This window comes from Vibrio tubiashii, from assembly GCF_028551255.1.
GTDB classification, from domain to species: domain Bacteria; phylum Pseudomonadota; class Gammaproteobacteria; order Enterobacterales; family Vibrionaceae; genus Vibrio; species Vibrio tubiashii_B.
Window position 1 is genome coordinate 1,350,918 of the sequence record NZ_CP117030.1, and the last position, 12,461, is coordinate 1,363,378.

The 12,461-nt window shown below is 45.5% G+C and carries 15 protein-coding genes; 8 read left to right on the forward strand and 7 right to left on the reverse strand.

Features of this window, described 5'->3' with window-relative positions:
- Positions 1 to 12 precede the first annotated feature (12 nt).
- The 3 genes from LYZ37_RS21555 to LYZ37_RS21565 all read left to right on the forward strand — a co-directional run bounded on the left by LYZ37_RS21555 (position 13) and on the right by LYZ37_RS21565 (position 3,217).
- Positions 13 to 1,002 carry an ABC transporter substrate-binding protein gene (locus tag LYZ37_RS21555; RefSeq protein WP_004745757.1) on the forward strand — a complete coding sequence of 330 codons (990 nt, stop codon included), beginning with the start codon at positions 13 to 15 and terminating at the stop codon, positions 1,000 to 1,002.
- Between the two features lie 93 nt (positions 1,003 to 1,095).
- On the forward strand, positions 1,096 to 1,995 hold the full coding sequence (locus LYZ37_RS21560; protein ID WP_272787551.1) for an ABC transporter permease: 900 nt from the start codon (positions 1,096 to 1,098) through the stop codon (positions 1,993 to 1,995).
- Positions 1,988 to 3,217: a quaternary amine ABC transporter ATP-binding protein gene (locus LYZ37_RS21565; protein WP_272787552.1), complete on the forward strand. Its 1,230-nt coding sequence runs from the start codon at positions 1,988 to 1,990 to the stop codon at positions 3,215 to 3,217. Before LYZ37_RS21560 ends, LYZ37_RS21565 begins: the two co-directional genes overlap by 8 nt.
- Before the next feature lie 66 nt (positions 3,218 to 3,283).
- Here LYZ37_RS21565 and LYZ37_RS21570 read toward each other — a convergent pair whose 3' ends face one another.
- Together LYZ37_RS21570 and aroG are read right to left on the reverse strand one after the other, a co-directional pair.
- Positions 3,284 to 3,607: a hypothetical protein gene (locus LYZ37_RS21570; protein ID WP_272787553.1), complete on the reverse strand. Its 324-nt coding sequence runs from the start codon at positions 3,605 to 3,607 to the stop codon at positions 3,284 to 3,286.
- Between the two features lie 108 nt (positions 3,608 to 3,715).
- Positions 3,716 to 4,771: a 3-deoxy-7-phosphoheptulonate synthase AroG gene (gene aroG / locus LYZ37_RS21575; protein ID WP_272787554.1), complete on the reverse strand. Its 1,056-nt coding sequence runs from the start codon at positions 4,769 to 4,771 to the stop codon at positions 3,716 to 3,718.
- A 306-nt stretch (positions 4,772 to 5,077) separates the two neighbouring features.
- On the opposite strand from aroG, the gene LYZ37_RS21580 reads away from it, so the two are divergent.
- Genes LYZ37_RS21580 through LYZ37_RS21595 form a run of 4 tightly spaced genes read left to right on the forward strand, consistent with a single transcriptional unit; the run spans position 5,078 to position 8,414 of the window.
- Positions 5,078 to 5,794 carry an amino acid ABC transporter ATP-binding protein gene (locus tag LYZ37_RS21580; protein ID WP_272787555.1) on the forward strand — a complete coding sequence of 239 codons (717 nt, stop codon included), beginning with the start codon at positions 5,078 to 5,080 and terminating at the stop codon, positions 5,792 to 5,794.
- 2 nt (positions 5,795 to 5,796) lie between these two features.
- Positions 5,797 to 6,591 (forward strand): amino acid ABC transporter permease, encoded by a 795-nt coding sequence (locus LYZ37_RS21585; RefSeq protein ID WP_272787556.1) that lies wholly within the window; start codon positions 5,797 to 5,799, stop codon positions 6,589 to 6,591.
- 11 nt (positions 6,592 to 6,602) lie between these two features.
- On the forward strand, positions 6,603 to 7,442 hold the full coding sequence (locus LYZ37_RS21590; RefSeq protein ID WP_171320119.1) for a transporter substrate-binding domain-containing protein: 840 nt from the start codon (positions 6,603 to 6,605) through the stop codon (positions 7,440 to 7,442).
- Between the two features lie 60 nt (positions 7,443 to 7,502).
- Positions 7,503 to 8,414, forward strand: coding sequence for an amino acid ABC transporter permease (locus LYZ37_RS21595; protein ID WP_272787557.1), 912 nt, complete (start codon positions 7,503 to 7,505; stop codon positions 8,412 to 8,414).
- Between the two features lie 48 nt (positions 8,415 to 8,462).
- Here LYZ37_RS21595 and LYZ37_RS21600 read toward each other — a convergent pair whose 3' ends face one another.
- The 5 genes from LYZ37_RS21600 to LYZ37_RS21620 all read right to left on the reverse strand — a co-directional run bounded on the left by LYZ37_RS21600 (position 8,463) and on the right by LYZ37_RS21620 (position 12,192).
- Entirely contained in the window at positions 8,463 to 8,882 is a 420-nt protein-coding gene (locus tag LYZ37_RS21600) for a hypothetical protein (RefSeq protein WP_272787558.1), read from the reverse strand.
- 86 nt (positions 8,883 to 8,968) lie between these two features.
- Positions 8,969 to 9,865: a heme o synthase gene (gene cyoE / locus LYZ37_RS21605; RefSeq protein ID WP_272787559.1), complete on the reverse strand. Its 897-nt coding sequence runs from the start codon at positions 9,863 to 9,865 to the stop codon at positions 8,969 to 8,971.
- Complete coding sequence (locus tag LYZ37_RS21610; protein ID WP_272787560.1) at positions 9,858 to 10,898, reverse strand: COX15/CtaA family protein; 1,041 nt, start codon at positions 10,896 to 10,898, stop codon at positions 9,858 to 9,860. The genes cyoE and LYZ37_RS21610 overlap by 8 nt, the downstream gene beginning before the upstream one ends.
- Positions 10,899 to 10,916: 18 nt before the next feature.
- Positions 10,917 to 11,459 carry a hypothetical protein gene (locus tag LYZ37_RS21615; RefSeq protein WP_272787561.1) on the reverse strand — a complete coding sequence of 181 codons (543 nt, stop codon included), beginning with the start codon at positions 11,457 to 11,459 and terminating at the stop codon, positions 10,917 to 10,919.
- Positions 11,452 to 12,192 carry an SURF1 family protein gene (locus tag LYZ37_RS21620; RefSeq protein WP_272787562.1) on the reverse strand — a complete coding sequence of 247 codons (741 nt, stop codon included), beginning with the start codon at positions 12,190 to 12,192 and terminating at the stop codon, positions 11,452 to 11,454. Before LYZ37_RS21620 ends, LYZ37_RS21615 begins: the two co-directional genes overlap by 8 nt.
- On the opposite strand from LYZ37_RS21620, the gene LYZ37_RS21625 reads away from it, so the two are divergent.
- Positions 12,191 to 12,439, forward strand: a complete 249-nt coding sequence (locus LYZ37_RS21625; protein ID WP_004745743.1) for a DUF2909 family protein — start codon at positions 12,191 to 12,193, stop codon at positions 12,437 to 12,439. The genes LYZ37_RS21620 and LYZ37_RS21625 overlap by 2 nt on opposite strands.
- Positions 12,440 to 12,461: the final 22 nt, after the last annotated feature.

Genomic DNA, 12,461 nt, shown 5'->3' on the forward strand with positions numbered 1-12,461 from the left:
AAGGAAATTACAATGAAACTAAAAACGGCTGCATTACTAACCCTAAGCGCAACCGCTTTCCATGCCCAAGCTGAAGAGTGTGGCAAGGTAACAATCGCTGATATGAACTGGAATTCCGCCACAGTGATTGCCAACGTAGATAAGTTTATTCTTGAGCACGGCTACGGCTGTGATGCTGAATTAATCCCGGGCGATACTATGCCAACGGGTACATCAATGATTGAAAAAGGTCAGCCAGACGTAGCACCTGAACTTTGGAGTAATAGCCTGAAAGATGCTTTGGACAAGGGCGTTGCAGAAAAGCGTCTTCGTTACGCAGGTAAATCACTCGTCGATGGTGGCGAAGAAGGATTTTGGGTTCCTGCCTATCTCGTTAAGCAATATCCTGAAATAGCAACCATTGAAGGTGTTAAGAAGCACGCGAAGTTATTTGAGCACCCTGAAGATCCTGATCACTCAGCCTTCTATAGCTGTCCAGCAGGTTGGAACTGCCAAATCAGTGCAGGTAACCTGTTTAAAGCTCTAGGTTTAGAAGGCTCTGGCTTTACCATTGTTGACCCAGGCTCAAGTGCTGGTCTATCCGGTGCAATAGCAAAAGCGTATGAGCGTGAAGAAGCTTGGTTCGGTTACTACTGGGCTCCGACTGCTGTTCTCGGTAAATATGAAATGGTCAAAGTGGACTTCGGCAGTGGCGTAAACGAAAAAGAGTTCGTCGGCTGTACGACACAGGCTGAATGTGAAGCGCCTAAACCAACCATGTACCCACCTTCACCTGTACACACAATTACCACTGAAGAGTTTGCTAGCCGCGCACCACAAGCTTATGACTATTTCACTAAGCGTGGCTTTAGCAACGCAGATATGAACCAACTTCTTGCTTGGATGGAAGATAACCAAGCAGATGGCGAAGAGGCGATGTTCCATTTCCTAGAAGAGTACCCACAAATTTGGCAAGCATGGGTACCTCAAGATGTGGCAAACAAAGTGAAACAAGCACTTTAAGCCGATAAGAAACCTATAGCGCCGTTAGGCACTATGCTTTAGATGTACTCCTTCGCTACAAGGGTGGCGAAGGAGAATAAAAGGAACTTATTGATGTCTAATGACAGCTGGTTCAACAGCTTTCCCGAAATGGAACGCTCTGATCTAAGAGCAATCCGCAAAACCCTCGATGGTGCATATCGAGATTTCTCACGAGAATATGGCGACCTTATTGAATCCTTCTTCGACCCTCTACTCTCCTTTCTAATCTGGTTTGAAAAGTTATTAATTTCAACGCCTTGGATGATTGTCTTAGCAGTATGTACCGGCCTTGTCTACGCTGCTAGTCGTTCATGGAAATTGGCTGTAGGTTGTTTTGTTTCTTTGATTCTTATTGGCTACTTTGGCATGTGGGAAGACACAATGCGCACCTTGAGCATTATCACCGTCTGTACCATGCTCTCGATAGTGTTGGGTATTCCGATTGGTATTGCCATGGCGCGATCGAATCGTGTTCAGTCGGTCGTTACGCCAATGCTCGATGTGATGCAAACCATGCCAGCCTTCGTTTACTTGATTCCGGTCGTGATGCTGCTCGGTATTGGTAAAATCCCAGGCCTTATCGCGGTTGTCATTTACGCCATACCGCCTGTCATTCGCTTAACTAATCTAGGCATACGCTTGGTCGATAAAGAAGTGCTCGAAGCTGCCACCGCTTTTGGCGCTAGCGCTAAGCAACGACTGTTTGGTGTGCAACTTCCGCTCGCCATGCCCACCATTATGGCGGGAATCAACCAAACCATTATGATGGCGCTTTCTATGGTAGTTATCGCATCAATGATTGGTGTTAAAGGACTGGGTCAGCCTGTACTTAAATCGATCACTAACCAGTACTTCACGCTTGGTTTACTCAACGGCTTCGCAATAGTCGCACTAGCGATACTGTTTGATAGAGCTTCTCAAGCTTACGCGAAACGCACACAGGCTCATTTAGGAGATCTAAAACATGACTAAACCACTTATTGAGATCAGTGGCTTATATAAGGTTTTTGGTCAAAAGCCTAAGTCAGTGATGGAGCGCGTGAAACAAGGTGACAGTAAGGATAAAGTCTTAGCTGAAACCGGACATACGGTTGGTCTGAAGGAAATTAACCTGCAGATCAACCAAGGTGAGATTTTTGTCATCATGGGTCTATCTGGGTCAGGTAAATCAACCTTGATTCGCCACTTCAACCGCCTAATCGATCCCACTGAAGGTCAGATTCTGGTTGAAGGTACAGATGTCATGAAACTGAGCCAAAAAGAGCTTGAAGAGTTTCGTCGCCACAAGATGTCGATGGTTTTTCAGCGCTTTGGTTTATTGCCTCATCGCACTGTGGTCGACAATGTCGCTTATGGACTGGAAATTCAGAATATTGAAAAATCTCAACGGCTACAAAAAGCTAACCAATGGCTCGATACAGTCGGCTTGAAAGGCTATGAGAACCAGTACCCTTCACAACTTTCCGGTGGCCAACAACAACGTGTCGGATTGGCTCGTGCACTCTGTACTGATGCGGAAATTTTGTTAATGGATGAAGCTTTTTCTGCCCTCGACCCGCTGATCCGAAGCGAGATGCAAGATCAGTTAATCGAACTGCAAGAGAAGCTACACAAGACCATTATCTTCATTACCCACGACTTAGATGAAGCACTTCGTCTTGGTGACCGTATCGCCATTCTTAAAGATGGCGAACTTGTCCAGCAAGGCACACCAGATGAAATTTTGCTTCACCCTGCCGACGACTACGTTGAAGCCTTCGTTAAAGATGTCAACCGAGCGCGAGCCCTAACGGTTGAAACCGTTATGAACCCACCTGCGTACCGAATTACAGCAAACACGATTCAAGAAGCGATTGCTCAAATGAAGGGCTTTAAGCAGGACTATGCTTACCACGTTACCGAGGATGGCTATCAAGGCGTATTAACCAAAGAAGGCCTGCTCGATGCGGCTAAAGACACGACTAAGGAAGAGACCATTAAAGAGGAGTTCTATGAAGAAGTTCCTGCAGTTTCTCCAGATGCCGCGATTGAGGAAGTATTGGTCGATACCATGTCTTGTGATTACTCACTACCCGTTGTCGATGAAGACGGTAACTTGCAAGGTGAGTTAGAACGAAGCGCGGTGGCTGAAATATTCTCTGACAGCTCAGAGGAGGAAACATCACCAGCCCCAAAGTTGGATAAGGCCTCTTAGCTTCGGACAATACAAAAACGCCACTTGCAATCAATATAAGTGGCGTTTTTATTTCAACTTCTGAGTCTACGGCTCGTAATTCGGGTTCATCAAAGAGTAGCGGTATTCTTGGTCAGCCCTACCTTCAGCAAGCATTTGCAGCAGAACCAGTCCGGTAGTACTGACACCACATTTGATATCACAAGGCTCGTTGTAATCCAGTTCAACTGGCAATGAAGAGTGACTAGCAACCAAAGGGATATTACTCTCTTCAGGAACCGCTAACATATCCGTCTCTTCGGCAGCTGGTAGCGAAAACAGAAACAATTCCTTTTGTGCATCAGCGGCAAACGCCACCTTTGTTGCAGACAGTAGTACAACACCTAGCAGCGCAAATGTATTCAGTTTCATAATTCAGCCAAGTTTATAAATTCAACTGTATTATAGCTTTCGACTATCTATCAGCAACTAAAAAAGCTCCCGAAGGAGCTTTTGTGAATGTTTAAAAAGCCGGGCTAGTTACTTGTTGTTTCGACGCGCTTCCACAGCATCAGCAAGTTGGTGTAGGACTTTTTCAGTATCGTCCCAACCAATACACGCATCTGTGATTGACTGGCCGTAAGTTGGAGCTTGGCCATCAACCAGATCTTGACGACCTTCCACTAGATGAGATTCAATCATCACACCGAAGATAGCCTGTTCGCCACCAGCAAGCTGACCTGCAACATCTTCAGCAACAACCATCTGACGCTGATATTGCTTAGAGCTGTTTGCGTGACTGAAATCGATCATAACTTTTTGCGGTAGACCTGATGCTTCTAGCTCTTGCTTGATAGAACCAACATGGTCAGCGCTGTAGTTTGGCTCTTTACCACCACGAAGAATGATATGACAGTCTGGGTTACCCGCAGTCTCAATGATTGCAGAGTGACCATATTTAGTTACAGACAAGAAATGGTGCGAAGCACTTGCGCTGCGGATTGCATCAGACGCAATCTTAATGTTTCCGTCGGTACCATTCTTAAAACCAACTGGGCAAGAAATACCTGAAGCAAGCTCACGGTGAACCTGAGATTCGGTCGTACGCGCACCAATTGCCCCCCAGCTGATCAAATCTGCCACATACTGTGGGGTGATCATATCTAGGAACTCACTTGCCGTTGGCATACCCATGTCTGTCAGGTCTAGCAGCAGTTTACGACCCATGCGCAGACCGTCGTTGATCTTAAATGTATCGTTTAGGTATGGGTCATTAATTAGACCTTTCCAACCAACCGTTGTACGTGGTTTTTCAAAGTAAACACGCATAACAACTTCTAGGCGATCACCCAACTCATCACGCAGTACCTTAAGACGCTTGCCGTATTCGATTGCCGCTTCTGGGTCATGAATAGAACAAGGGCCGATGATCACAAGTAGACGATCATCTTCACCTTTTAAAATATTTGAAATGGCTTCACGAGAACGAAACGTAGTCGAAGAAGCAGATTCTGTTGCAGGAAACTTCTCTAAAACTGCAACTGGTGGTAATAACTCTTTAGATTTGTTAATTCGTACATCATCTGTTTGAAACATTGCTACTTCTTCCTATTACTCTTGGTTGAACGCATCACCGAAAGTGAGTGGTGAAAAAACGTTCACGCTTTCTTGTTCCTGTTCTGTGTAACTTATCTATCAAAAACCAAGGTTGCAACCACTAATTTCAATAAAAGGCAATATTTCTACTATTTTTACATTTTACATGATGTGTAAACAATTAATTACAGCCTTATAAATAGGGGGCTAGAGAAGATTTTTGTCCTCGTTTTTTATACCACCAGATGCATTATCAGTCTGATATTGCTAAGGTATTAATACAATAACAAAATCAGCAGATCGGGCATGAACGCCATAGAATTTACAAATGTCAGCAAGTGGTATGGTCAGTTCCAAGCACTCAAAGAAATAAATCTCAGTGTACGAAAAGGCGAAATTTTAGTCGTTTGTGGCCCTTCGGGATCCGGTAAATCCACCCTTATTCGAACCATAAACGGGTTAGAAACCCTAGACCAAGGGGAAATAACGGTTTTAGGCCAACTCAATTCAACCCTAGCCGCGGGCAAGGTGGGAATGGTGTTTCAACACTTCAACCTTTTTCCGCACCTCACTGTGCTAGAGAACTTAACACTCTCTCCAATACGCACACTCGGGCTGACTAAAAAAAAGGCAACTCAGCGCGCGCTGCAGTTTTTAAAACGAGTCAATATTGAAGAACAAGCCAATAAATACCCAGTGCAACTCTCTGGAGGACAACAGCAACGCGTCGCTATCGCCCGCTCACTGTGTATGCAGCCAGAAATATTGCTCTTTGATGAGCCGACTTCTGCCCTCGATCCCGAAACTATTCAAGAGGTGTTAGATGTCATGGTCGACTTAGCGCAGGATGGCATCACTATGATTTGCGTTACCCATGAAATGGGATTTGCCAAAAAAGTCGCAGACAGGGTGATCTTTATGGACCAAGGGCAAGTACTTGAAATGTCGACACCAGAGCAGCTTTTTTCCGCTCCGACACATCCAAGAACGCAGCAGTTCTTAGCACAAATATTGAGCCACTAAGAATGAAGAAAATAATCCAACCCGTTGCGTCTGCCCTGCTCCAAATCACCTTGCTCATCCTAGCCCTTGCTTGGTTGCTTGATTCTGGTGCTAAGAGTATGGGGTATCAGTGGCAGTGGGAGCGCGTACCCGATTACATAGCCTTCTATGAAGATGGCGAATGGTGGCCGGCTGAGCTCATTGAAGGTTTACTCATAACCATCAAGATATCTGCGATTAGCTTAGGATTTACGCTGCTCATTGGGCTGACAACGGCGCTACTTAAGCTGTCTAACTCGTGGGTAGGACGAGGTATCGCCACAGTGTACATTGAGGCGATTCGCAATACGCCTTTGCTTGTGCAGATATACTTGCTCTACTTTGTCTTTGGCCCAGCGATTGGATTAGACCGATTTTCGACGGCCGTTTTGGCACTGTCACTCTTTCAAGGTGCCTATACCGCAGAGATCTTCCGAGGTGGTTTAAACAGCATAGCCAAAGGGCAATTTGAGGCAGCGAAATCTCTCGGCCTTAGCCCATTTTACACCTACTACGACGTGATATTGCCTCAGTTGATTCAACGTACACTTCCTCCGTTAACCAACGAGGTGGTGTCTCTGATTAAGAACTCATCCATTGTCAGTGTGATGGCAATTTTCGATCTCACTACCGAGGGACGCAATATCGTCTCGGAAACCGCTATGCCATTTGAAATCTGGTTTACTGTGGCTGCTATCTACCTCGCCTTGACGCTGACACTGTCAGGGCTTTCTGCTTGGCTAGAACATAAACTCGGCGCTAGTTGGCGCACACAATAAAGGACGTCTCTATGAAAAACATAGGAAGAAAACTCATCTCAAGGAATGGATTCAAGGCTGCAATTACGGCTCTACTAGGTTTAGCGATTAGTTTGCCTGCATTGGCTTCAGAAACGCCCAACTTAGACAAAATTAATGAGCGCGGAACATTACGCGTTGGTATGTCGACCTTCGTTCCTTGGGCAATGCGGGATAAGCAAGGAGAGCTAATTGGTTTTGAAATCGATGTAGCAAAACGCTTGGCGAAAGATTCCGGTTGGCAAGTTGAGTTTGTTCCTACGGCTTGGGATGGCATTATTCCAGCTCTACTAGCAAAGAAATTTGATGTCATCATCGGCGGTATGAGTATAACTCCCGAACGTTCAAAGAGTGTGCTGTTCTCTGCTCCCTACTCTCATTCTGGTGTTCAAGTGGCGGCGAACAAAGAGCTCGCGGAAGGATTCTCTGAATTTAGTGACTTCAACTCTCGACGAGTAAAAATTGCAGCCCGTCGCGGAGCTTTTACCGTGCAAGTCGCTCGTGAAACCTTCCCTAAAGCTAAAATTCTTCAATTTGATGATGATGCGCAAGCTTTCCAAGAAGTACTGAATGGCAACGCTCATGCGGTCATCGCGTCGAGCCCAAAACCAGAGCATGAAGCGGTTAAAAATAGCGACAAACTCTTTATTCCATTCACGGAACGTTTGTCTAAAGGCAACGAAGCGTTTGCTGTTCGTTTAGGCGAGGCCGACAAAGAGGCTTTCTTTAACCAGTGGATTCAAGCTCGTACTCAAGACGGATGGCTGGAACAACGTTATGAGTATTGGTTCTCGACTTTAGACTGGCAAGATCAGATCGCATCTGGTCAATAACCTGATTGGCTCCAACTTATCAAAGTGAGTTGGGGCCACTTTTGTGGAATAAACAAGCACGTGACTAAAAGCAACACACTAACTTCAATCGCCCCACCAGTCGTTAAGCGCTCGACTAACAAGCTCGATGTCCTTCTTTTACTGATGTTGGCGGGGTTAAGTTACTGGATATACGACCGTTCTTCTGTCGGTATTAACTACACTTGGCGTTGGCAAGAAGCTTTCTCTTTGCTGTTTACGCCAAGAGCAGATGGCTCTCTGCCCTACTTTTTTCAGGGTTTGATCTCTACTTTGCGCCTGAGTGTTTGGGGAATGGTTCTAGCGTTGAGTTTAGGAACGGCACTGGGTGTCGCTCGCCACTCTAAAATCACTCTCTTTTCTGTACCGGCAAACATGTTCGTTCAACTTATACGAAATATCCCTCCTCTGGTGTTTGTCTTTATTTTTTACTTTTTCATCTCTAACCAACTGATTCCATTACTGGGTTTAGAAAGTTTGCTACGAGAGCATTCTGGGGAAGTAAACTGGCTACAGTCCACCTTATTTGGCCCTGCCAACCTTTGGGAAAACCTACTATCGGGTGTGTTATGTGTTGGTCTACTATCAGCGGCGTACGTTGCTGAGGTGGTGCGCTCCGGCTTATCGGGCATCCCTAAAGGGCAATGGGAAGCGGCAGATTCGTTAGGTATCAGCGGATGGACTAAATACCGCTATGTGATAGCACCGCAAGTTCTCGCAGCGATAACCCCCGCATTAGCAGGACAAGCAATTTCCTTGGTCAAAGACACATCCATCGTGTCGCTGATTTCAATCCAAGAGATGACATTTGTTGGCACTGAGATCGCCAACTCTTCAGGTTTGATTTTTGAAATCTGGTTGATAGTTGGACTTTGCTATCTTTTGATCTGTTTATCTTTATCTCTATTGTTCAAAAAACTAGAGAAACAAAGCTTGAAGCACCTTAATCGCTAAGGCATGTTCGGCGCGGTTAGGATGTATTTATTCTGATTGTTCGCAGTACTAGGTAGCCCCTCTGCCAAGAGGAAATTTAAGTTTTAGGAAGCTGACATAAAGTAAAGCGCCTACGGTCACGCATACAAGATTGATACTCAGATCGAGGAATGAAAACTCGCGTAGAGGATTAAACATTTGCAGAAACTCGTCTAAACTGACCAGAGCCAACAAGCCTAATACCCATGGCGACAGCACCAAACGATGATAATGATAGTAAGAGAATGGTGTTGACCACGCAGCGATAAACCCGAGTGTGGTGGCTACCGTTGCGTGAAGCACCCATGCACCACCCAATAGCACTTCAAGCGCTCTTATTGAGTCGCCATGAAAGTCAAACGACTTTGCCAACGACGCCCCACCGCCTACAGCCATTAGGCCAAAAAGAACAATCAATCTTTTACTAAAAAGCTGCGTAGCTAGGTACATAGAGCGCTCTATTCAAAATAAAAACGCTCAGTAGACTAGCCGAAGTTGATAGCAGAAAAAAGACCATCTCGGCTTCGTCTTATAATTTAGACAGTTATGTAATGATCCACCAGAAGAAGCAAGAATAGAAACATTAGGTGATAGATAGAAAACTTAAACGTTTCAATCGCAGATTTCTCATCTGGGTTAAATTTAAGTTTCCAAGCGTGACCAATAAAGCCTAAGCTCAGAATTGTCGAACCAACCCAATACAATGTTCCCGCCATACCGACTAAAGCAGGCAGCAAACAGACTAAAGCAAGTAACACGGTATAGAGCAAGATAGATGTTTTAGTGTATTCAACACCGTGGGTAACAGGCAGCATTGGAATATCCGCTTTTGCGTAGTCATCTTTACGGTGAATCGCTAGCGCCCAAAAATGTGGCGGTGTCCAGATGAAGATAATCATCACTAGCAGCCAACCGTTGGCGTGCATCTCTCCAGTCACAGCTGTCCAACCTAATAGTGGTGGCATGGCACCCGCTATCCCTGCAATAACAATATTCTGCGGTGTCGCACGCTTTAAATACATGGTGTACACCACAGCATAACCAAGCAAACTCGCAAAGGTTAACCATGCCGTTAAAGCGTTTACGCCGATATAAAGAACGGCAAATCCCAATGCTCCAATAGCAACCGCGAATGCGAATACATGGCTTGAGTTTATTTCTCCTGATGGCAGTGGCCTTTTGTAAGTTCGAGCCATAATGGCATCAATGCGCTGGTCTATAAGATGATTAAACGCTGCCGCCGAACCTGCCATCAAGCCAATACCTACTAGTCCAAGCACTGTGCCTTGCACGGGTAGCGCGCCAGGAACCGCAAGACACATCCCAACTACCGCGGTCAGTAGCATCAGAGCGACGACTTTAGGCTTAGTCAGAGCCAAATAGCTACGCCATAGCGCTCTCTCTTGAGCAGTAACAGATAGTGTTTTACTCATGCGCACTCTCCTTATTAATCAGAGCAGAATCCATTGCAGACTGATGACTGGTTTGCCAAATGAGATAGTTGGTTCGTAATACGATCAAGAGCAACAAAGCCGCCCCTAAATTGTGTGCCACTGCGACAACCAAAGGTAAGCTCAATAATACGTTACCGATGCCCAGTGCAATTTGAATAGCGAGCATCAGCAATAACCCTTTCGCCACTTTGATATACGCTTGTTTCTTCTCCGCGAGCAGCATAAACACGAGTGCCGAAACAAACAGAGTAACGACAACCGCCCCCACTCGATGCGTAACATGAATCGTCATCCGCGCGCCATAATCTAACGTGCCAAACTCATAGCTTTCTTGTTTGGGTTGAATCAATTCAAAAGCGCGCCCGAAGTCGAGATAAGAAGTCCAGTTTCCTTCACATATCGGCAGTGTCGTACACATCAGCGCAGCATAATTAGAAGATGTCCAACCGCCCAACGCAATTTGCATTACCACGACCACGAACGTCGAAGCGGCTAATAACTTCAATCTCTGCCTAGCTTTATTGCCTTCCTTAACCAACGGAGTTTGCCTCGCTTGAAGCCCCCAGTGAGTTAAGGCAAGCAAACTGAACAAGGTAAAACCTCCCAACAAGTGACCCATTACAATGATTGGCATTAGCATCATGGTCACTGTCCACATTCCCAGCAAGGCTTGAAAAATCACTACGACAGAAATTGCCCAAGCCATCGGAATCGGTATTTGCCCTGTTCTGATGCCAATAAAAGTAATGGCAAACACCACTAAGCCCAGTGTTCCCGCAAAGTAGCGGTGGATCATTTCTAGCCAAGCTTTGTCGGCTTCAACGGTAAGAGACGGGTACAGTGATTGAGCCAAAGCGATTTCATGCTGCTCAGTAGGGACGGTTAGTTGACCATAGCACCCCGGCCAATCAGGGCAACCAAGTCCTGCATCCGCAAGTCGAGTGTATGCGCCGAGCATGACGACAATGAATGTGAGGATAAGACTGAATCTGACAAGGTTTATCAACTTCATATCATGACTCCTAGCGATTTAGCCGACGCGAGATAACTTGAGCAACTTACGTAAATCGGCAAGTAGCCCTTTGCTTTGTGCAACTAACTCACCTTGTTTGCTCACTTTAGGATAACGCATCACCAACTGGCCCAGCGGATCGACAATTACGTATTCAAATTGATCAACAAGCTGAGAAAAACCATCATTTACTTTTATCTGAGCATATTCTGAGTTTGCTAATACCTCGCTACTAGGCGTAGATATCAGCACAGGTTGCACACGTTGTTGGTACTTACCCAGTGCGATGTGGCTCTGACCAAGTAAATAGATTTGTTGCTGACAGAACTCATCGCATTGCTCCGGAACCACATAACCAAGCTGCCACTGGCTCTGTTGGTAAGGGTTATCGATACCTAAAGATTCCAATGTCGCCATAGGTTCAATAAGTTCGCCCTTGTTGGTCACACCCGATTGATACCAGTGCTGGCTCAATACTGTTTTGGCAATAATGGCAGGTAAAGCAAACATCACCACTAAGCTGACAAAAATGATCCTTCCTCTTAAAACTGGGTTACTCATCTTTTACTCCCTGCTTCAAAGCTTTGACTAGTAAGCCGACACTTAACAGCGCAAGTACTGCCGCCATGGAAAACCACTGCACTGCATAACCTAAGTGCTTATCTGGATTCATCGAGACTGGTTGCCAAGGCTGAATATAAGGCCAAGGCTCAACCAATGGCTGCACAACAAAAGGTTCTATTTCGATCTGCCAATGTTGCTCTAACTGAGCAAAATTTAGGTTCTGAACTCTGCTCATCGTGCCTTGCTCCAAGTGCAAATCTTTGCTGAGTGGATTACTCGACTTGCGATAAAGTCTGCCTTCAAGCGCAAGCTCACTATTTAACCAATTAACCTGTGGCAGCTGTGAGCGTAAATCAGGCGCTTCAACAAAACCGCGTTCAAGCAGCAGGTGTTGTCCAGATTGTGTTTTCACTAACTGCAACGCCAAATAACCTACCTTGCCATCAACACTTTGGTTATCTAGTAACAAGTACTTATCCGTCACTGGGTTCGCGCTAAGCACGACTCTTACACCGGTTGGGTTACTGATTTGTTCCTCAGTCAACTCAGATAAACCAACAGGTGACATTTGCGCTCTCTGTATAACCTTTTGCTCTATTTGGCTTTTCTCTTCTGCTCTAGATAATTGCCATAAACCTAAGTTGATCAATATCGAAAAGACGACCACAGTTATTAGACAAACAACCACAAACCTTGTGGTTTTCAGCGGAGCAAAAAAGGAACCACTCATGGTATTCATATTCAAACTTGTCCTAGTACTGCTGCTACTCTTCATCCTTGTTAACCTCGGTAGAGCGATGTTTGAAATGGTTAAAGGTCCTGAATCGGAAGATGACTCTGACCAAGATTCCCTCCCAGATGACAAACCCATGAGCTTTTATTTAGGTCGCCGCGTGTTCCTTTCTGCACTCGCTGTTGTGTTAATGGTGGCCGCCTTATTAAGCGGCCTAATTGAACCGAATATACGCCCTTACTAGGGTCTGCGCTGTTTAGCTTAGC

Bases quoted from the DNA above. Each gene is read 5' to 3' on its own strand.
- LYZ37_RS21600 (WP_272787558.1), bottom strand. From the start codon at position 8,882: ATGTACCTAGCTACGCAGCTTTTTAGTAAAAGATTGATTGTTCTTTTT.
- LYZ37_RS21565 (WP_272787552.1), top strand. From the start codon at position 1,988: ATGACTAAACCACTTATTGAGATCAGTGGCTTATATAAGGTTTTTGGT.
- LYZ37_RS21620 (WP_272787562.1), bottom strand. From the start codon at position 12,192: ATGAGTGGTTCCTTTTTTGCTCCGCTGAAAACCACAAGGTTTGTGGTT.
- LYZ37_RS21560 (WP_272787551.1), top strand. From the start codon at position 1,096: ATGTCTAATGACAGCTGGTTCAACAGCTTTCCCGAAATGGAACGCTCT.
- LYZ37_RS21580 (WP_272787555.1), top strand. From the start codon at position 5,078: ATGAACGCCATAGAATTTACAAATGTCAGCAAGTGGTATGGTCAGTTC.
- LYZ37_RS21570 (WP_272787553.1), bottom strand. From the start codon at position 3,607: ATGAAACTGAATACATTTGCGCTGCTAGGTGTTGTACTACTGTCTGCA.
- LYZ37_RS21625 (WP_004745743.1), top strand. From the start codon at position 12,191: ATGGTATTCATATTCAAACTTGTCCTAGTACTGCTGCTACTCTTCATC.
- LYZ37_RS21590 (WP_171320119.1), top strand. From the start codon at position 6,603: ATGAAAAACATAGGAAGAAAACTCATCTCAAGGAATGGATTCAAGGCT.
- LYZ37_RS21585 (WP_272787556.1), top strand. From the start codon at position 5,797: ATGAAGAAAATAATCCAACCCGTTGCGTCTGCCCTGCTCCAAATCACC.
- LYZ37_RS21615 (WP_272787561.1), bottom strand. From the start codon at position 11,459: ATGAGTAACCCAGTTTTAAGAGGAAGGATCATTTTTGTCAGCTTAGTG.
- LYZ37_RS21610 (WP_272787560.1), bottom strand. From the start codon at position 10,898: ATGAAGTTGATAAACCTTGTCAGATTCAGTCTTATCCTCACATTCATT.
- aroG (WP_272787554.1), bottom strand. From the start codon at position 4,771: ATGTTTCAAACAGATGATGTACGAATTAACAAATCTAAAGAGTTATTA.
- cyoE (WP_272787559.1), bottom strand. From the start codon at position 9,865: ATGAGTAAAACACTATCTGTTACTGCTCAAGAGAGAGCGCTATGGCGT.
- LYZ37_RS21555 (WP_004745757.1), top strand. From the start codon at position 13: ATGAAACTAAAAACGGCTGCATTACTAACCCTAAGCGCAACCGCTTTC.